The organism is Streptomyces nojiriensis (assembly GCF_017639205.1).
Taxonomy (GTDB): domain Bacteria; phylum Actinomycetota; class Actinomycetes; order Streptomycetales; family Streptomycetaceae; genus Streptomyces; species Streptomyces nojiriensis.
Map to the genome: position 1 here is coordinate 8,433,131 of NZ_CP071139.1, position 16,924 is coordinate 8,450,054.

The window sequence follows — 16,924 nt, forward strand, 5'->3', positions numbered from 1 at the left end:
CCGCCGGATCACCAGGGTCGTGGGTACAAACCGGTGCCATGCGTGTCTGCTCCATCCTCGTGGACAACACGGAACATCCGCGGCCGGTATCCTGACTCCCGGATCCCCGCGTGCCGCCCGCCTTCCCGACAGACCTCGTCAGTGGCGTGTGGATGGCAGCACACTCCCCGGTCACAGTGGCGGGACCGTGCCGGTTTCTCACCGGCTTCCCTGCACCGCGGACCTTGTGCCACGAACATATAGTTGGACGTCCTAGTAAGTCCAGGGCCGCCGCCGCGCGCCTTCCGTCCGGTCGCGCCGTCTCCGTCGTACCCGCCGTCTGCGGCCCGCGTTCTGACGCCCGCTCAGTCCCGCGCCGGGGCGGGGTTCCGGGTCACCGGGTACGGGATGAAGGTGCTGCTGTTCTCGTCGACGGCCAGCGCCCGCCCGAGCGGCGGCACGGCCCGCTGCGGGCAGTCGAGGCGTTCGCAGAGGCGGCAGCCCATGCCGATCGGAGTGGCGGCCGCCGCATTGTCGAGGTCGAGCCCGTCGGCGTACACCAGCCGCGAGGCGTGCCGGATCTCGCAGCCCAGCCCGATCGCGAAGGTCTTGCCGGGCTCGCCCCAGCCGCCGCGGTGGCGGGTGACGGCCCGGGCGGTCCACAGGTACCGCTGCCCGTCGGGCATGGCGGCCACCTGGACGTGGATGCGGCCGGGCGCGGCGAACGCCTCGTACACGTTCCACAGCGGGCAGGTGCCGCCCGCGCGGGAGAAGTGGAATCCGGTCGCCGACTGCCGCTTGGACATGTTCCCGGCCCGGTCCACCCGGACGAAGGAGAAGGGCACCCCGCGCAGCCTGGGCCGCTGCAGGGTGCTCAGCCGGTGGCAGACCGTCTCGTAGCCGACCCCGAAGTGGTCGGTGAGCCGCTCGATGTCGTACCGGAACTCTTCGGCGGCCGCGTGGAAGGCGCGGTACGGGAGGATGAGCGCGCCCGCGAAGTGGTTGGCGATGCCGATGCGGGCGAGGGCGTGGACCGGGGTGCCGGGCGGGAAGTCCTCGGCGGCCAGCCGGTCCAGCTCGTCCCGGTACTCGATCAGCGCCAGCTGGGTGGCCATCCGGAACGCCTGCTGTCCCGGCCGGAGCCGGTTCGACAGGTGCAGTACCCGGGCGGCGGGGTCGTAGTGGTGCAGCCGGTCGGAGTCCGTGGCCGTCCGGATCCCGTGCCGGTCGGAGAGCCGGCGGGTCAGCGCGCGGATGACGTCCCCCGGGCGGATGCCGATCTCGGCGGCGAGGTCCTCGGCGGCGGCATCGGTGTCGTGCAGGTAGTTCTGCCGCCGGTAGAAGAACTCCCGGATCTCCTCGTGCGGCGAGCGCGGGCTGTCGGCGGCCAGGTCCCGGCCGTCGGCGGCGTCGGCGAGGCGCTCGGCCAGGAGCTGGCCGCGCCGGCCCAGGTCCAGCAGGACCGAGGCGACCGCGGGCATACGGGTGGCCAGTTCGGCCAGGTCGGAGGGGGAGACCCGGGCCTGCGCCACCTCGTTCGCGAGCGCCTCGCGCAGGTCGGCGACGAGCCGGCTGGTGTCGCGCTCGGAGAAGAAGCCCGGATCGACGCCGAAGGCCTCGGTGAGCCGCAGCAGGACCGGAACGGTGAGCGGCCGGGAGTCGTGCTCCATCTGGTTGAGGTAGCTGGGGGAGATGGCGAGCACCCGGGCCAGGTCGGCCTGTGTCATCCGCCGCTCCTCGCGCAGCCGCCGCAGCCGCGCTCCCGCGTACGTCTTGCTCACCGCACTCCCTCGCCGTTCCGGGCTCGACACGCGTCGCCAGAATACGGGGATCTTCATGACCCGAACCCTTCGCAACCTTGGCAATTCCGATGCTGAAGATTCGCAGACCTTGGCAGATGTACCTCCTTGATGGCACTCGGTGTCAATGCCAGAGTCGGTGCAGCGGCCCGCCGGACACGGAGGCCGGGAAGGACGAACTGGCCCGATTCACGCCCTGATTTCGGCCAACCAGGTAGTTCGACCGGCGGTTCGGCAGCATTGCTCAGCTTCGGCCCAGGCTCGGGTTCGGCGGCCGCATCTCCTTACCAGGCACAGAGTGCCAACGCTTCGGGTCCACGGCCCGGCTCATTGGCAAGACAAGCGACGGATGGAAACGGTGACGGTCATGGCAGAGGCGAACACGACGGCGGCGGCCGAGCAGCTCAAGCAGCGGTGGGCCGACGACCCTCGCTGGGCGGGCATCGAGCGCACCTACACGGCCGAGGACGTGGTGCGGCTCTCGGGCAGCGTCCGCGAGGAGCACACCCTGGCCCGGCGCGGCGCCGAGCGGCTGTGGCGACAGCTCCACGAGCAGGACTACATCCACGCCCTCGGTGCCCTCACCGGCGGCCAGGCGGTCCAGCAGGTGCGGGCCGGACTCCAGGCGATCTACCTCTCCGGCTGGCAGGTGGCCGCCGACGCGAACCAGGCCGGGCACACCTACCCGGACCAGAGCCTGTACCCGGTCAACTCGGTCCCGCAGGTGGTGCGCCGCATCAACAACGCGCTGCTGCGCGCCGACCAGATCGCCACCGCCGAGGGCGGCACCGACACGACGGACTGGCTCGCGCCGATCGTCGCGGACGCCGAGGCCGGCTTCGGCGGCCCCCTGAACGCCTTCGAGCTCACCAAGGCGATGATCGCGGCGGGTGCGGCCGGCATCCACTACGAGGACCAGCTGGCCTCCGAGAAGAAGTGCGGCCACCTCGGCGGCAAGGTCCTCGTCCCGACCTCGCAGCACGTCCGCACCCTCAACGCGGCCCGCTTGGCGGCCGACATCGCCGACACCCCGACCCTGATCATCGCCCGTACGGACGCCCTCGCCGCCACCCTCCTGACCAGCGACGTCGACGAGCGCGACGCCGAGTTCTGCACGGGAGAGCGCACCGCCGAAGGCTTCTACCACGTCCGGGGCGGCATGGCCCCGGTCATCGCCCGCGGCCTCGCCTACGCCCCGTACGCCGACCTGATCTGGGTGGAGACCGGCACCCCGGACCTGGCGCAGGCCCGCGAGTTCGCCGAGGCGATCCACGCGCGGTACCCCGACCAGATGCTGGCCTACAACTGCTCGCCGTCCTTCAACTGGAAGGCCGCGCTGGACGACGACCAGATCGCCAAGTTCCAGCGGGAGCTCGGCGCGATGGGCTACCGCTTCCAGTTCATCACCCTGGCCGGCTTCCACTCCCTCAACCACGGCATGTTCGACCTCGCCCGCGGCTACGCCGAGCACGGCATGACCGCCTACGTCGACCTCCAGGAGCGCGAGTTCGCCGCCCAGGCCCAGGGGTTCACCGCCGTCAAGCACCAGCGCGAGGTCGGCACCGGCTACTTCGACCTCGTCTCCACCGCCGTCAACCCGGACTCCTCCACCACCGCGCTCGCCGGCTCCACCGAGGAAGAGCAGTTCCACTAGGCCGTCTGCTTCCGACGGGTGCCCGACGGACCTCCCCCGGGCACCCGCCCACCGCCCCCGCTGAGGAGAACCGCATGCCCCTCTCGCCACTGACCAGCAGCGTCCAGGTCCTCGGTGCGCCGGGTGAGCGCCACGAGGAGATCCTGACCCCCGAGGCCCTGGAGTTCATCGGCCGGCTCGACACCGCGTTCGCGCACCGCCGCCTGGAGGTCCTCAAGGAGCGCGACCGCCGCTCGGGCCACCTGGCCGGCGGCACCCCGCTCGACTTCCCGCTCGCCACCCGCGCGCTGCGCGAGGACCCGCACTGGCGCGTCGCCCCGCCCGCGCCCGGCCTCACCGACCGCCGCGTCGAGATCACCGGCCCGCCCGAGCGCCGGATGGCCGTCAACGCCCTGAACTCCGGCGCCAAGGTGTGGATGGCCGACTTCGAGGACGCCACCGCCCCGGCCTGGGCCAACGTCATCGGCGGCCAGCTGACGCTGCTCGACGCCATCGAACGGCGCATCGACTTCACCACCCCGGGGGGCAAGGAGTACCGCCTCGGCGAGCAGCTCGCGACCATCATGGTCCGACCGCGCGGCTGGCACCTCCTCGAAGAGCACCTGGAGATCGACGGCCGGCCGCTGTCCGCGTCGCTCGTCGACTTCGGCCTGTACTTCTTCCACTGCGCCCAGCGGCAGATCGACGCGGGCCACGGCCCGTACTTCTACCTGCCCAAGCTGGAGAACCGGTACGAGGCACGTCTGTGGAACGACGTCTTCCTCCTCGCCCAGGAACTCCTCGGCATCCCCCGCGGCACCGTCCGCGCCACCGTCCTCATCGAGACGATCACCGCCGCCTTCGAGATGGAGGAGATCCTCCACGAGCTGCGCGAGCACAGCGCGGGACTGAACGCGGGCCGCTGGGACTACCTCTTCAGCCTGATCAAGACCTTCGGCCACCGCACCGACTTCCAACTGCCCGACCGGGCCAAGGTCACCATGACCGCCCCCTTCATGAGGGCCTACACCGAGCTGCTGGTCCGCACCTGCCACCGGCGCGGCGCCCAGGCCATCGGCGGGATGGCCGCCCACGTCCCCAGCCGGGACGCGGAGGCGAACGCCGCCGCCCTCGCCAAGGTCCGCCTCGACAAGGAGCGGGAGGCAGAGGACGGCTTCGACGGCTCCTGGGTCGCCCACCCCGGGCTGGTCCCCGTCTGCCGAGAGGTCTTCGACGGCGTTCTGGGGGAGCGGCCGAACCAGCTGGACCGGACCCGGGAGGACGTCGAGATCACGGCCGCCGACCTGCTGTCCGTCCGCCGGATCGCCGCGCCCCCCACCCGGGAGGGCATCCGCTCGAACGTCGCCGTGGCCCTGCGCTACTTCGACGCCTGGCTGCGCGGCAGCGGCGCCGTGGCCCTGTACGGCCTGATGGAGGACGCCGCGACCGCCGAGATCGCCCGCGTCCAGATCTGGCAGTGGCTGCGCCACGACCAGGCCGACCGCGCGACGGTCCTCGACCTCCTCGACGCCGAATGCGCGGCCCTGGAGGAGGAGAACCCGCGGGCCCGCGTCGCCGAGGCCCGGGAGGTCTTCGTGAACACCGCGCTCACCCCACGCCTGCCCGCCTTCTTCACCCCCGAGGCGTACACCCGCCACCTCGTCCGCCGGACGGAGAACGGCTCATGACCACATCGATCGCATCGATCCACCGGGTCGGCATCGTCGGCGGCGGCCAGATGGGCGCCGGCATCGCCGAGGTGTGCGCCCGCGCCGGCCTCGACACCGTCGTCGCCGAGTCGGACGCCACCGCCGCCCGGGCCGCCCGGGAACGCGTCGCCATCTCCCTCGAACGGGCCGTACAGCGCGGCAAACTGGACCGGATGTCCGCCGAGGACGCCCTCGCCCGGCTCGTCTTCACCGGCGGCCTGGAGGACCTCGCCGACCGGCAGCTCGTCATCGAGGCCGTCACCGAGAACCCCGAAGCGAAGATCGAGGTCTTCGCCGGCCTCGACAAGATCGTGGCGGACCCGGAGGCGATCCTCGCCACGAACACCTCGGCCATCCCGATCATGCGCCTGGGCATGGCCACCGGCCGCGCCGACCGGGTCGTGGGCCTGCACTTCTTCAACCCCGTCCCCGTCCTGCCGCTCGTGGAGGTCGTCTCCTCCCTCCACACCTCGCGCGACACCCTCGACGCCGTGGAGACCTTCGCCCGCGACGCCCTGGGCAAGACCACCGTCCGCTCCCAGGACCGGGCCGGCTTCGTGGTCAACGCGCTGCTGATCCCCTACCTCCTCTCGGCCATCCGCATGGCCGAATCCGGGTTCGCCGCCCCCGAGGACGTGGACGCCGGAATGGAACTGGGCTGCGCCCACCCGATGGGCCCGCTCAAACTCGCCGACCTGATCGGCCTGGACACCGTCGCGGCCATCGCGGAATCCCTCTACGAGGAGTTCAAGGAACCCCTGTACGCGCCGCCCCCGCTGCTCCAGCGGATGGTGCAGGCGGGTCTGCTCGGCCGCAAGAGCGGCCGCGGGTTCCACACATACGGCCGGGGCTGAGGGGCCCCGGCTGGTCTCCAGGGCAGAGGGTGCGCCGGAGACGTACGGGAACGGCGCGGGTGGGGCGAGTGGTGTCGCCGCACCCGCGCCGCACCCCGCGTACGGGGGTACGGGGGTACGGGGATGCTGCGGTCAGGCGGGCCGCGTCAGCAACTGCGCCAGGTCGTCGGCGAACTCCGTGATCCAGTCGAGCGCAGGGCCGCCGCGGGCGACCCGGAAGCCGTGCCGACGACCCCAGAACGCGGCCTGCACGGCATGGAGTTGAGCCCAGCGGCGGACGCGCTCGCGATCGAGTTCCGCGGCCTCCACGAAGACGTCCAGCGTGCGGTGGACCGCCCTGCCGAGGTCCTCGGCCGCGACGAGGGACAGGGCGCGCGTCTTGAGCAGCGTGCCGCCGTCGTAGGCGGGGTCTCCCGCGTAGCCCTTGGGGTCGACCGCGAGCCACGGCTCGCGGTCCGCGCGCAGGATGTTCCGGGCGTGGAGGTCGCCGTGGATCAGGACGTCCGGCTGGGTGCGCCCCAGTTCGCGGACGGTCGCCACCGCCGCGTCCACGACGTACCGCGGCAGCGCGTGCGTCAACTCGACTTCGTCCATGCGGAGTTGCTCCTCCCAGGAGTCGGCCTGCTCCCGCAGCCGGGGGAGGTGGGCCGGTGCCGGGACGGCCAGCCGGCGGCTGAGCCGCCCCGCCACCGTCACCACCTCGTCGCCGTCCTCGACCTCCTCCAGCGTCGAGGTCCGGACCCGCTCCAGCAGCATCGCGAAACGTTCGTCGTCGCGCTCGTGCAGCAGGACGGCCCCACGTCCGCCCCACGCCTCGAACGCGTCCGGCTCGTGGACGTTGCCGGGATGGGGGAAGGAGACCTTCAGTACGGCCGGCACCGCCTCCCGCCGCCGCACCGGAACGATGATCCCGACACCCCCGTGCATGACCTCGCCGTCCGGAACGCACTCCCAGCGCGCCAGTAACTCATCCACGATGCGCGGCAGTTCGGCGAGCCATGCGGCTCCGGCCGCTCCCTCGCGCTCGACGGTGCAGCGCGTGAAAATCTCCGGTGTCCCGATCATCCCGGTACCCTACGCTGGGCCACGTGATCCAACTTTCTGTCCGTCCACGACCGGCCCTCAGGGCGACTTCGAGCCGCCGGGGGCGCTGAGGTTGCCGCCCCTCACCTACCGGCTCACCCCGGGTGTCGAGGGCCTGGTCCACGAGACCGAGTTCGCCGACAGGACCTTCGAGACGGGGGACGGCGTACGGGTCACCCTGCTCGCCGTGGACCTGGAGCGGCGCCGGATCAGCCTTTCCCCGGCCCCGGAGGCCTGAGCGGGCGGCCGCCGGCGGCGCTCACTCCAGGAGGGAGAGCGCACCGGCGGCCGCGAAGCCGAGCACGGTCGACAGGCCCGCGAGCCTGCCGCCCAGCTCGAAGGCCTCCGGCATCATCGAGTTCGCGAGCATGGTCAGGACCGCCCCGGCCGCGAACGCCTGCACCAGCCGCCCCTCGGTGCCGGGGACGAACCCCACCAGCCCGTACCCCAGCGCCGCGCACGCCCCCGAGATCGCGGTGATGCCCCACCAGATCCGGTACACCACACCCGGCCGCCGGCCCTCCTCGCGCAGGCCCGCGGTGGCGCCGAGACTCTCCGGGAGGTTCGACAGGAACACCGCCGCCAGGAACGGGACGCTGATCGAGCCGCCGGCGGCCAGACCCATCCCCAGTACCAGCGACTCGGGTATCCCGTCGAGCAGGGCGCCGAGCACGATCGAGCGGTTCGCGTTGTGCGCGCTCCCGGCCGACCGCTGCGCCGTGGCCTTCTGCGCGAGGGCTCCGTCGAGGAAGAAGAAGGTCAGGGCGCCGACGCCGACGACCAGGAAGTCCCACGCGCTCTCGAAGCGCTCCCTGGGCACGAGCTCGTACGCCACGGCCGCGATCAGCGCTCCCGCGCCGAAACCCAGGACGAGCCCGGTGACCCTCGCCGACGGACGAAAATGCAGCGCCAGCCAGGCACCGATGACCAGGGAGAATGCCGCGAGAGCGCCCCATCCGGCCGCCGCGAGAGCGTTCATCGGACCTCCTGGACGGCCGTCCCGCGTGGGGAAGGCGATCGGTGCCCATGCTCCGGGCCGCCGTGCGCCCCGGCATCCCCCGGACCAGGTGACCAACTGGTGATCACCACCGATCACCGGTTCAGTGGTGAGCGTGGGCCGATCACGAGCCGTATCCCCGCGGGAACCCCGGTGACCTCCATGGACCACCGCGCCCCGACCGGCGACCCCATGCTCACGGCCAGGTTCGCGCCGCCGGCAGTGCCGAAACTGCTGGTCCACCGGCCCGAGCTGCTGGGGCGGCTGACGGCCGGTGCACAGGGGCCGCTCACCCTCATCAACGGTCCGGCCGGATCGGGCAAGACGGTGCTCACCGCCCACTGGGCGGCCGGCGGACGCGCGCCCCGTGCCCCCGTGTGGCTCACCGTCGAGCCCGACGACGCCCCCGGCGCCTTCTGGGCGTACGTCCTGGAGGCCCTCCACCGGGGCGGGGTGGCCCTGCCGGCCGCGGTGGGCAGGCCGACCCGCGCCGAAGGGGTGACCCGGTCGTTCCTGGTGCGCCTGGCGGACGGGCTGGCCGCGTCCGCACAGCCCGCCGTCCTCGTCCTCGACCAGTTCGACACCGCCCAGCCGCCCGCGACGACCGAGGGACTGGACTTCGTACTCCGGCACGCAGCCGGCGGCCTGCGCATCGTGCTCACCAGCCGCTCGGACTCCCTGCTGCCCCTGCACCGCTACCGGGCGGCCGGCGAGATCACCGAGATCCGGCACGCCGACCTCAGGTTCACCGACGCGGACGCCGAGGCACTGCTGGGCGAGCACCGCCTCGACATCTCACCCGCCGGGATCCGTCTGCTCATGGAGCGGACCGAGGGATGGGCGGCCGGGGTACGCCTGTGCGCGCTGGCGATGCAGCGCAGCGCCGACCCGGAGGCGTTCCTGCGCCAGTTCGCGGCCGACCGCACCACCATCGCCGACTACCTCCTCACCGAGGTGCTCGACGCACAGCCGCCGCCCACCCAGGACCTGCTGCTGCGCGTCTGCGTCACGGACCGCGTCCACCCGGATCTCGCCGACGCGCTGACCGGCCGGGACGACGGCGCACGGACCCTGGCGGGGCTGGCCCGCGACAACGCGTTCCTGGAGCAGATCGACGCCTCGGCCTGGTACCGGCTGCACCCGCTGTTCGCCGAGGTCCTGCGCGCGCACCTGCGGCAACGCTGCCCCGGGCTGGAACCCCGGCTGCACGGGCGGGCGGCGCGCTGGCTCGCCCGGACCGGGCGGCTCACGGAGGCGGTGCTCCAGGGCGCCGCCGCCGGAGACTGGCGGTTCGCGGCGGAGCAGCTCGTCGACAACCTGGCGATCGGCCGCCTCCTCACCGGCCTGGAGGCCGATCAGCTGGGCCGGGCCTTCGCCGGGATGCCGGCCGGGACGACCGGGGTGGCGCCCGCACTCGTCGGCGCGGCCTGCCGGCTGGCCGAACAGGACCTGCCCGCATGCGAGGCCGCACTGCGGCGGGCCGATGCCGCCCTGGCGGACGCATCCCCCGAGGACGCCGCCCCCGCGGACTCCTGCGGTCCGGCGGCGCGGTTCGGCCGCGCCTTCCTCGGCGTACTCGCCGGACGCCCGGCCGGTGACGTCACGGCCACCGAACGGGACGCCGCCGACGCCGAGCGGCTCCTGCGGGAGCTGCCGCCGCACCTGGTCGCCGAGCGCCCCGAGCTCCGCGCCCTGCTGCTGGCGCACCTCGGCGCCGTCGAGCTGGGCGCGGGACGCCTGGACCGCGCCGGATCCACCCTCACGGCCGCCGTCGCCGCGTGCGGGCAGCCGGGCACGGAGTCCCCGCTCCGCGAGGCGCTCGGCTCACTGGCCCTGACCGAACTGCTGCGCGGCCGGCTGCGGCGGGCGGCCGAGCACGCCCGCGCCTCGCTCGCCGTCGCCGAGCGCTCCGCCCTTCCACCCGAGCGCCGGTCCGGTACCGATCACCTCGTCCTGGCCGGCGTCGCCCTCGAGCAGGACGACCTGCCGACCGCCCGCCGCCACTTCGACCTCGCCACCGCGGAGCCGGGGCCGGGGCCGCGCCCGGATCCGGCGACCGCCGTCCGGGCCGCCGTCATCGGAGCACGGATCTCGGCAGCCGAGGGCGACGGGGACGCCGCGCTCGCCGCCCTGCGCGCGGTCGGCCCGGACGGACTGCCCGCCTGGGCGGTGGACGAGCTGGCCGTGGCCGAGTCGGCCGTACACCTGGCCCGCGACGACGCCGCGGGGGCCCTGCGGGTCCTGGACGCGGTGGAGGCCCCGGACGGTGACCGGCCCGAGCACGCGGTGGCCCGGGCCCGGGCCCTGCTGGCCGCCGGCCGCGGCGCGTGCGCGGCGGGGGCGCTGGCGGGCGTACCGGCGGACGACGGCGTCGCCACCCCGGTACGGGCCCACGCGTACCTGCTCCACGCGCAGATCGCCGCGGCGGACGGCGACTCCCCGGAGGCGCACCGGTGCCTCGGCGAAGCGCTGGCGCTCGCCCGCCCCGAGGAACTGCGCCGGATGTTCACCGAGAGCGGTCCCTGGGTGCGCCGGACCCTGGGCCGGGATCCGCGACCGGCGCGAGCGCACGGCTGGCTGACCCCCCGCGCCCCGGCCCGCACGGCGCGCGCGCCGCAGGCCGACGGGCAGCCGCCGGTGGTGGAGCCGCTGAGCGCGCGGGAGACCGAGGTGCTGCGCAAGGCCGCGGAGCTGCTGTCGACCGAGGAGATCGCGGCCGAGCTGTACGTATCGGCCAACACGGTCAAGACCCATCTGAAGAGCATCTACCGCAAGCTCTGCGTCACCCGGCGCAGCGAGGCCGTCCACCGGGCGCAGGACCTCGGGATGCTCTGAGCCGCGAGCGGGCCGCCGCGGGCGCGCTTCTCGCCCGCACCGGGCGATGCCGGGCGCGGGGAGGGGGCCGACGATGGCGGGTGGAGGCCGGGAGGGCCCGGGCTCCGGCAACGGGCCCGGGCCCTCGCACCGGCCGGGCCCTGAAGCCTTCGTTCCGAGAGGAGTGGGTGCTCTCATGCGCTACGAATTCCGTATCTCGGGGGTCGTACCGGACACGCTCGCCGCGAGCTTTCCCGAGCTCGACCGGATCCCCGTACCGGAGCAGACGCTCCTGTTCGGCAGCGTGGCGGACGAGGCCCACCTGTACGGGCTCCTCACCCGCTTCCAGTCCCTGGGCCTGCGGGTGCTCGAAATGCGCCGGCTGCCCGCCTGAGCGGGAGCCGCAGGGCGGGCCCGGGTGAAGACCACCCGCTTCGGGTGATCACGGGGACCGGACCGCCGGACGACACTGCGATGTGGGCACCGAAGCCTGAGACCGACCGACGTGCCGGAGCAGGACGGTCCTGCGCTGTACCGCCAACTGTGAGGTGAATTCCATGGGCCAGCCGACACCGACCGGGGGAAACTGGAACACCGGCCCTGCGCCGGGCAGCAACGCACCGTCGTTCCCAAGCGGCGACAGTCAGGGCGCGGGGAACGTGGGCACGATGTTCGCCGCGGTCCTCCTCCTGGTGACCGGCTGCCTGGCGATCTTCCAGGGCATCGCGGCCATCGCCAACGACGACGTCTACGCACGCATCGGACACTACGTCTTCGAGTTCGACCTCACGGCGTGGGGCTGGATCCACCTCATCGTCGGGATCATCGTCGTCCTCACCGGCGTCGGCCTGTTCGCCGGGTCGAACGTGGCCAGGGGAGCCGGTATCGCACTGGCCGGCATCAGCGTGATCCTCAACTTCATGTGGCTGCCGTACCAGCCCTGGTGGTCGATCATCATCATCGCGATCGACGTGTTCATCATCTGGGCCCTGTGCACGAGCTGGACGCACGCCACCGACTGACGCGTGACGCGAGCACGCGGCGGCACCCGATCCGGCAACGGATCGGGTGCCGCCGCGTGGCTTCGGCTAGGCGGCGCCCGTCATGCGGGCGTACACCACCACGTTGCTGTCGTAATAGTGCTTCTTGGGGTCGAAGTTGCCGCCGCAGGTGACCAGACGCAGGCCCGCGTGGTCGATGTTCTTGTAGACCTCCAGCGTGGGGAATTCGGCCTTCGGATACTCCTCGACCTTGTCCACCGTGAACGTGACGGTCTTGCCGTCCTGTCGGGTCACCTTGATGGTGTCACCGCCCTTCATCGTCTTCAGCTTCTCGAACACGGCGGATGCGCCGTTCCACGTGACGTGCCCGGCGATCACGGCCGGTCCCTGGGAGCCGGGGGTCGGCCCCGGCTCGTACCAGCCCGCGAGCGCGGGGTCCTTCGGGGTCTGCATGGTGCCGTCCGGGTTCTGCCGGAGCGTCTCCAGGGTGCTGGACAGGTTGAGGGAGGGGATGGAGATCTTCTGCGGCGCCGACCGGGCCAGGGCCTGCTCGGCCTGGCCCCCGCCCGCACCCGCACCCGCGCCCGTGTCCGTACCGGGGCTCGCGCCGCCCTTCGATCCCGCGGCGGGCGCCTTCCCGGTGGGCGGGGCGCCGGCGGCGGCGGGGGCCCCGCCCTGGGCTTCCTGCCCCGCCGGGGCGGCCGACTTCGCCGCGTCCTGGCCGCCGCACCCCGAGAGGAGGAGCCCGGCGAGGACGGCGGCCGCCAGCGGGCCCACGGTTCGGCGGCGGAGCCGCCCGGGTGCCGGCTTCACGCGCCGCTCCCGTTGGTCTCCCTGCGGACGGGTCCGACACCGGCCCGCTTCCGCCCGATGATCACCGCACCGGCCACCACCGCGAGTACGGTGATCGCCACACCGTCGCGCACCGTCACCGGTACCGCCGTGTGCGCTTCGGTGCCGCCGCCGGTCTCGATGCCGCCGACGGGGATCGACCCCACGGCCGCGCCCTTGACCTCTCCGCAGTTGGTCGGGGCCGTGGCCTCCTGGGGCAGCTTCGGGTCGAGTTCGCTCTTGCCGGCCCCCTCGAAGTCGTACTTCTTGTTCTTGTTGCGGTCGATGCCGTGCTGTACGACGTGCAGGTCCTTGAGGTGGGTGACCACGTCCTGGCCGACTTCGATCGTCCGCTTGTAGCGGATCGTGCCCTGGGCGTCGGCGACCGGCATGCGCAGGACGTCGAGGCCGCTGGTGGGCTTGGTGTCCCCGCCCGTGGTGAGGGAGATGTTGATGTCGCCGTAGTCGTGCGTGGCCTCGGTGTTGCTGAGGACCCCGTCGCCGTCCTTGTCGTCGGTCATGTCGGGGCAGTGGAAGTCGTGCCCCTTCGTCGAGCCGTGCAGGTGCTGGGCCGACGGTTGTCCCGGCACCATGCCCTTGGACTCGATCTGGACGGTGAGCTGGTTGCCCTTGAGGGTGAGCATGACCGTACCGCTGGAGCCCGAGTTGTTCAGCTGCGCCAGGTCGATCTGGTACGCCTTTCCGCCCTCCGCGAGGGCTGGTCCGGAAAGACCGAGGGTCAGGGCCACGGCGGCGGGTATGGCGGCGAGAACCACGTGGCGACCGGCGCGCTTGACTATCACATTCGCTCCTGTTCCGTGGATCCCCAGGACGGGAATCGCAGATCGTACGGGATTACACGAGGCCTTGAAGAGGCTCTCGGTCCTCCTTCGGTGCCCAAACGCCTGTGGATGGGTGCCCATATGAAAAATTTTCAGACGACTTTTCTCGGCTGTGGGAGAGACAGCCTTGCAGAGGCTTTCCGGCAATCGGTGCAATTCCGTGTGCGGTGCACATCGGAACACGTTCACGTAGTGACCGGATCATCGCGTCGTCGAGGACGCGGCCCAAGGTGAGGTCCCTGAAGCTGCATGTCAGCGGCCTGTGTCAGGCCACAGCGGCGCCTTCGCCGAGCAGTAGGGAACAAGTGGGAGGAAACGCGCGGCCGGATACGCAGGGAGGAGGTCGGGGAATCCCTCCTCCCTGCGTCCGGGTCTGCAGTGCACCCGCCTATCGGTACTGGCCGAGGCGGGGCCGGGCGCGTCAGGTGAAGGAGTCGGAACTCGGTCTTCCCGAAAGTAATCTGACCGCTATCCATTCGATTCTGCCGCATCTACGCATGCGCATCCACCGCCTTAGACGTCATTCCGGTGGTCGACGGGTGGTGATCCCCGTCGCCGGTCCGGTCCGGTTCGGTCCCGACCTTTGTAGTCCGCCTGGCGGCGACCGGACGAATAGTTGACCTCTGATGCTAAGAAATGCCGTCAGGGGTGCGCGTGCACCGGGAAGGATGCCTGGAAGGCGAGCCGGCCGTCGGCTCCGTCACCGATGCGCGTGAGCAGATCGTCGAACGCGAGGTACTCCTCCCAGTGCTGCCCGCCCGTCGCCCGCGCCAGGCGCGCGATCACCAGGTCTTCGAGTTCCTGGATGCGCTTGTTCTTCCAGACCTTGTCGGCCGTGCTCACCAGCAGGTCCTCCAGCGTCGTACCGGGAGCCGTCCACGAGGCGTGGGTTGCGGCGAAGCGGGCCAGGTCCGGCCCGAACCCATGGGCCGCCAGCAGCTCACGGCCGGCCTCTTCGTGCGCGGAGCCGGGCCCGGACAGCTCCGCCGTGTGCACGGTCTTGCCGATGTCGTGGGTGGCCGCCCCGAAGAGCACGGCCGCGCGGTCGACGGCGATCCGCGGATGGCGGAGGTCCATCCATTCGACCAGTTCGACCGCCACGTCATGGACGGCACGCAGATGGGCGGCCAGCCGCGGCGGGGCGCCGAGGGACCGGAGCAGGTCCGCGACCGGCGACGGGAGCGGCCGCAGCGGCGGATCGGCAGGAGCGTTCAGGGCCTGGGACAAGGCATCCGAGAGGGACATCGGTTCAGCCTACCGACGGGGTCCCGGGCCGCCGACCGGCCGATGACGAAGGGCACTTACTACCATCTCCCCCCATGATCACATGGGTCGTCACCATCGTTCTGGCGTTCGTCGGCTACACCGTCACCTACTTCAACGGCCTGCGCCTGGCGCAGCGACAAGAGCGGCTCTCGCGCGTCAACCGGCAGCTCAGCGAGCTCTACGGACCGCTGTTCGCCCTCACGGAGGCCAACAGCCGGATCTTCGGCGCGTTCGTGGAGCGCCACGCCCGTTCCGACGGCCGGTCGCCCTTCGTCCATGAGGTGCCGCCCACCGAGGAGGAACTCGCCGAGTGGCGGCTGTGGGTCAAGACCGTCTTCCTGCCGAACATCCAGCGGATGCGCGACCTCGTCGTCAAGCACGCCGACCTCCTCGGCGAAGCGGAGATGCCGCCGATCCTGCTGCAGCTCTGCGCCCATGTCTCCGGCTACGAGATCACGGCCGCCCGGTGGGAGCAGGGGAGCTACGGCGAGCACCAGTCCGTGGTGCCCTTCCCCAGCGAGGAGATAGCCGCGTACGCGCGGCGCGGGTTCGCCGGACTGAAGCGGGAACAAGGCCGGCTCCTGGGGCGACGGCGGCACGGCGACGGATCTTGACGGCCGGGATCCGCGTCGGGGTCTGGGAGCCGGTCGGGCGGTCCGGCAAACGGGTCAGGTCGCCAGGGCCCGAAGGCGCTCCCGTACCCCCGAACGGAGGCGCGGGTCCACCTATTCGAGGGAACCGGGCGGCCGGAACCAGGCCGGGAGGCCGTCGGCTGCCGAAGGAAAGGACGACGACCCCGCTCGGGGCCGTGCGGTGCTCCGGCACCGCTGTGCGGTTACAAGGAGATGTCACGTGTCGCGTGTTCTGAAGAGTGCGGGTCTTGCCCTGGTGCTCGGCCTGGCGGTCATCGGCGGTGCGTCCTCGGCGTCGGCGGACGCCACCGCGGAGGGCCTCGCGGTCGGCTCGCCCGGTGTGCTTTCGGGCAACCTGATCCAGATCCCGATTCACGTTCCGATCAACCTGTGCGGCAACAGCGTCAACGTGATCGGCGCGCTCAACCCGACCGCCGGCAACGTCTGCGTCAACGCCTGACGGCTGTGAACCGTGGTCCGTCCCGGTCGGAGGCTCGACCGGGATGGGCCCGCACACGGCACCGCCCTCAGGCCAGGGTGCGTACGTGCTGGTCGCGCAGTTCGTAGCGGGCGGCGAGCACGGCCAGTTCACCCGACGCCACCTTCCCGGCGAGGTCCGGCTCGGCCGCGAGCCGTCTGCGGACGTTGCGCACGTGTGCGTTGATCGTCGCGTCGACGCGGGCCTCGCCGACCTGGCTGTGGTCGATGGAGGGCCGTATCTGATCGGCCAGGTACTGGACATGAGCGGGGAGCGGCTCGCCCGACGCGTCGGCGCGGACCGCCGCGGCGACCGCTCCGCACGACTCATGGGCGAGGACGAGCACGAGCGGTACGCGCAGCTCCAGAACCCCGTACGCGATGCTCCCCAGAACCGCCTCGTCCAGCACCTCGCCCGCCGACCGCACGGTCAGCAGGTCACCCAGCCCCTGGTCGAAGACCAGCTCGGGCGGAACGCGCGAATCGACGCAGCCCAGCACGATCGCGAAGGGCTGCTGGCCCTGCACGACCCGGCGGCGCACGGCCGCGGACTCGTGCGGGTGATCCTGGTGCCGGGCCCGCCACCGCTGGTTGCCGGCCGCCAGCCGGTGCAGGGCCTGCGCGGGGGTGGTCACGGGCGCGGGGCTCTCGGGATCCCGGGAGGCGGCGAAGGCGGGCAGGGCCGCGCCGAGGGTCAGACCCGCTCCGGCGGCCGCCGCCGTGCCCGCGACGGCGGTGCGCAGCAGTGCGCGGCGGCTGTACGGAGCGGGGAGGGTCCGTAGTTTCGAAGAAGGCATGGCCGGACCGTAACTCGCATGCAGTGCAAGGGAGTTGACCCGGCGCCCACAATGGCGGGATCCGCGCGGGGACGGGCTGGATGGGGCCGGGATCCTCTCGGCATGTGGGCAGTACGTGACCGGTGGCGCCGGGCGGGACGTCGCCGCCCCGGCCAGGAGGCAACGCGGAAAAGCGGGCCGAGGGTCGTACACCGGTTTCCCGGCCGCCGG

General features: G+C 72.3%; 16 protein-coding genes and 1 riboswitch. Of the genes, 9 read left to right on the top strand and 7 right to left on the bottom strand.

Features of this window, described 5'->3' with window-relative positions; all coding sequences use genetic code 11:
* Nucleotides 1-64 precede the first annotated feature (64 nt).
* Nucleotides 65-235, bottom strand: a riboswitch (cobalamin riboswitch).
* A 109-nt stretch (nucleotides 236-344) separates the two neighbouring features.
* Nucleotides 345-1,760 (bottom strand): short-chain fatty acyl-CoA regulator family protein, encoded by a 1,416-nt coding sequence (locus JYK04_RS38065; protein WP_189744303.1) that lies wholly within the window; start codon nucleotides 1,758-1,760, stop codon nucleotides 345-347.
* A 385-nt stretch (nucleotides 1,761-2,145) separates the two neighbouring features.
* Here JYK04_RS38065 and aceA point away from each other — a divergent pair, with 385 nt between their 5' ends.
* The 3 genes from aceA (at nucleotide 2,146) to JYK04_RS38080 (ending at nucleotide 5,974) form a co-directional block, all read left to right on the top strand.
* Nucleotides 2,146-3,432 (top strand): isocitrate lyase, encoded by a 1,287-nt coding sequence (gene aceA / locus JYK04_RS38070; protein WP_189744305.1) that lies wholly within the window; start codon nucleotides 2,146-2,148, stop codon nucleotides 3,430-3,432.
* Nucleotides 3,433-3,506: 74 nt separating this feature from the next.
* Nucleotides 3,507-5,099 carry a malate synthase A gene (gene aceB, locus JYK04_RS38075; protein ID WP_189744307.1) on the top strand — a complete coding sequence of 531 codons (1,593 nt, stop codon included), beginning with the start codon at nucleotides 3,507-3,509 and terminating at the stop codon, nucleotides 5,097-5,099.
* Nucleotides 5,096-5,974, top strand: coding sequence for a 3-hydroxybutyryl-CoA dehydrogenase (locus tag JYK04_RS38080; protein WP_189744309.1), 879 nt, complete (start codon nucleotides 5,096-5,098; stop codon nucleotides 5,972-5,974). Before aceB ends, JYK04_RS38080 begins: the two co-directional genes overlap by 4 nt.
* A gap of 132 nt (nucleotides 5,975-6,106) precedes the next feature.
* On the opposite strand, the gene JYK04_RS38085 is transcribed toward JYK04_RS38080, so the two are convergent.
* A complete protein-coding gene (locus JYK04_RS38085; RefSeq protein ID WP_189744311.1) occupies nucleotides 6,107-7,039 on the bottom strand; it encodes an aminoglycoside phosphotransferase family protein in 933 nt (310 codons plus the stop codon).
* A gap of 91 nt (nucleotides 7,040-7,130) precedes the next feature.
* Between JYK04_RS38085 and JYK04_RS38090 the strand changes: the two genes are divergently transcribed.
* The gene (locus JYK04_RS38090) at nucleotides 7,131-7,295 is read left to right on the top strand and encodes a S1 RNA-binding domain-containing protein (RefSeq protein WP_189744313.1); all 165 of its coding nucleotides are present in this window, start codon (nucleotides 7,131-7,133) and stop codon (nucleotides 7,293-7,295) included.
* A 21-nt stretch (nucleotides 7,296-7,316) separates the two neighbouring features.
* On the opposite strand, the gene JYK04_RS38095 is transcribed toward JYK04_RS38090, so the two are convergent.
* A complete protein-coding gene (locus tag JYK04_RS38095; RefSeq protein WP_189744315.1) occupies nucleotides 7,317-8,036 on the bottom strand; it encodes a ZIP family metal transporter in 720 nt (239 codons plus the stop codon).
* Nucleotides 8,037-8,216: 180 nt separating this feature from the next.
* Between JYK04_RS38095 and JYK04_RS38100 the strand changes: the two genes are divergently transcribed.
* The 3 genes from JYK04_RS38100 (at nucleotide 8,217) to JYK04_RS38110 (ending at nucleotide 11,890) form a co-directional block, all read left to right on the top strand.
* Nucleotides 8,217-10,889 (top strand): winged helix-turn-helix domain-containing protein, encoded by a 2,673-nt coding sequence (locus JYK04_RS38100; RefSeq protein WP_189744610.1) that lies wholly within the window; start codon nucleotides 8,217-8,219, stop codon nucleotides 10,887-10,889.
* Nucleotides 10,890-11,064: 175 nt separating this feature from the next.
* On the top strand, nucleotides 11,065-11,262 hold the full coding sequence (locus JYK04_RS38105; protein ID WP_189744317.1) for a hypothetical protein: 198 nt from the start codon (nucleotides 11,065-11,067) through the stop codon (nucleotides 11,260-11,262).
* A gap of 274 nt (nucleotides 11,263-11,536) precedes the next feature.
* The gene (locus JYK04_RS38110; RefSeq protein WP_229876660.1) at nucleotides 11,537-11,890 is read left to right on the top strand and encodes a DUF7144 family membrane protein; all 354 of its coding nucleotides are present in this window, start codon (nucleotides 11,537-11,539) and stop codon (nucleotides 11,888-11,890) included.
* A 66-nt stretch (nucleotides 11,891-11,956) separates the two neighbouring features.
* On the opposite strand, the gene JYK04_RS38115 is transcribed toward JYK04_RS38110, so the two are convergent.
* From JYK04_RS38115 to JYK04_RS38125, 3 genes are all read right to left on the bottom strand, one after another.
* Entirely contained in the window at nucleotides 11,957-12,682 is a 726-nt protein-coding gene (locus tag JYK04_RS38115) for a class F sortase (RefSeq protein WP_189744322.1), read from the bottom strand.
* On the bottom strand, nucleotides 12,679-13,503 hold the full coding sequence (locus JYK04_RS38120) for a hypothetical protein (RefSeq protein WP_189744324.1): 825 nt from the start codon (nucleotides 13,501-13,503) through the stop codon (nucleotides 12,679-12,681). Before JYK04_RS38120 ends, JYK04_RS38115 begins: the two co-directional genes overlap by 4 nt.
* Before the next feature lie 681 nt (nucleotides 13,504-14,184).
* On the bottom strand, nucleotides 14,185-14,787 hold the full coding sequence (locus JYK04_RS38125) for an HD domain-containing protein (protein ID WP_189744326.1): 603 nt from the start codon (nucleotides 14,785-14,787) through the stop codon (nucleotides 14,185-14,187).
* A gap of 74 nt (nucleotides 14,788-14,861) precedes the next feature.
* On the opposite strand from JYK04_RS38125, the gene JYK04_RS38130 reads away from it, so the two are divergent.
* Together JYK04_RS38130 and JYK04_RS38135 are read left to right on the top strand one after the other, a co-directional pair.
* Nucleotides 14,862-15,422 (top strand): hypothetical protein, encoded by a 561-nt coding sequence (locus JYK04_RS38130; protein ID WP_189744328.1) that lies wholly within the window; start codon nucleotides 14,862-14,864, stop codon nucleotides 15,420-15,422.
* A 238-nt stretch (nucleotides 15,423-15,660) separates the two neighbouring features.
* The gene (locus JYK04_RS38135; protein ID WP_189744330.1) at nucleotides 15,661-15,900 is read left to right on the top strand and encodes a chaplin; all 240 of its coding nucleotides are present in this window, start codon (nucleotides 15,661-15,663) and stop codon (nucleotides 15,898-15,900) included.
* A gap of 67 nt (nucleotides 15,901-15,967) precedes the next feature.
* On the opposite strand, the gene JYK04_RS38140 is transcribed toward JYK04_RS38135, so the two are convergent.
* The gene (locus tag JYK04_RS38140; protein WP_189744332.1) at nucleotides 15,968-16,714 is read right to left on the bottom strand and encodes a carbonic anhydrase; all 747 of its coding nucleotides are present in this window, start codon (nucleotides 16,712-16,714) and stop codon (nucleotides 15,968-15,970) included.
* Nucleotides 16,715-16,924 lie beyond the last annotated feature (210 nt).

What these genes read in the sequence shown, in the direction of transcription:
- aceA (WP_189744305.1), top strand. Translation starts at nt 2,146, where the DNA reads ATGGCAGAGGCGAACACGACGGCGGCGGCCGAGCAGCTCAAGCAGCGG.
- aceB (WP_189744307.1), top strand. Translation starts at nt 3,507, where the DNA reads ATGCCCCTCTCGCCACTGACCAGCAGCGTCCAGGTCCTCGGTGCGCCG.
- JYK04_RS38080 (WP_189744309.1), top strand. Translation starts at nt 5,096, where the DNA reads ATGACCACATCGATCGCATCGATCCACCGGGTCGGCATCGTCGGCGGC.
- JYK04_RS38085 (WP_189744311.1), bottom strand. Translation starts at nt 7,039, where the DNA reads ATGATCGGGACACCGGAGATTTTCACGCGCTGCACCGTCGAGCGCGAG.
- JYK04_RS38095 (WP_189744315.1), bottom strand. Translation starts at nt 8,036, where the DNA reads ATGAACGCTCTCGCGGCGGCCGGATGGGGCGCTCTCGCGGCATTCTCC.
- JYK04_RS38100 (WP_189744610.1), top strand. Translation starts at nt 8,217, where the DNA reads ATGGACCACCGCGCCCCGACCGGCGACCCCATGCTCACGGCCAGGTTC.
- JYK04_RS38105 (WP_189744317.1), top strand. Translation starts at nt 11,065, where the DNA reads ATGCGCTACGAATTCCGTATCTCGGGGGTCGTACCGGACACGCTCGCC.
- JYK04_RS38110 (WP_229876660.1), top strand. Translation starts at nt 11,537, where the DNA reads ATGTTCGCCGCGGTCCTCCTCCTGGTGACCGGCTGCCTGGCGATCTTC.
- JYK04_RS38125 (WP_189744326.1), bottom strand. Translation starts at nt 14,787, where the DNA reads ATGTCCCTCTCGGATGCCTTGTCCCAGGCCCTGAACGCTCCTGCCGAT.
- JYK04_RS38130 (WP_189744328.1), top strand. Translation starts at nt 14,862, where the DNA reads ATGATCACATGGGTCGTCACCATCGTTCTGGCGTTCGTCGGCTACACC.
- JYK04_RS38140 (WP_189744332.1), bottom strand. Translation starts at nt 16,714, where the DNA reads ATGCCTTCTTCGAAACTACGGACCCTCCCCGCTCCGTACAGCCGCCGC.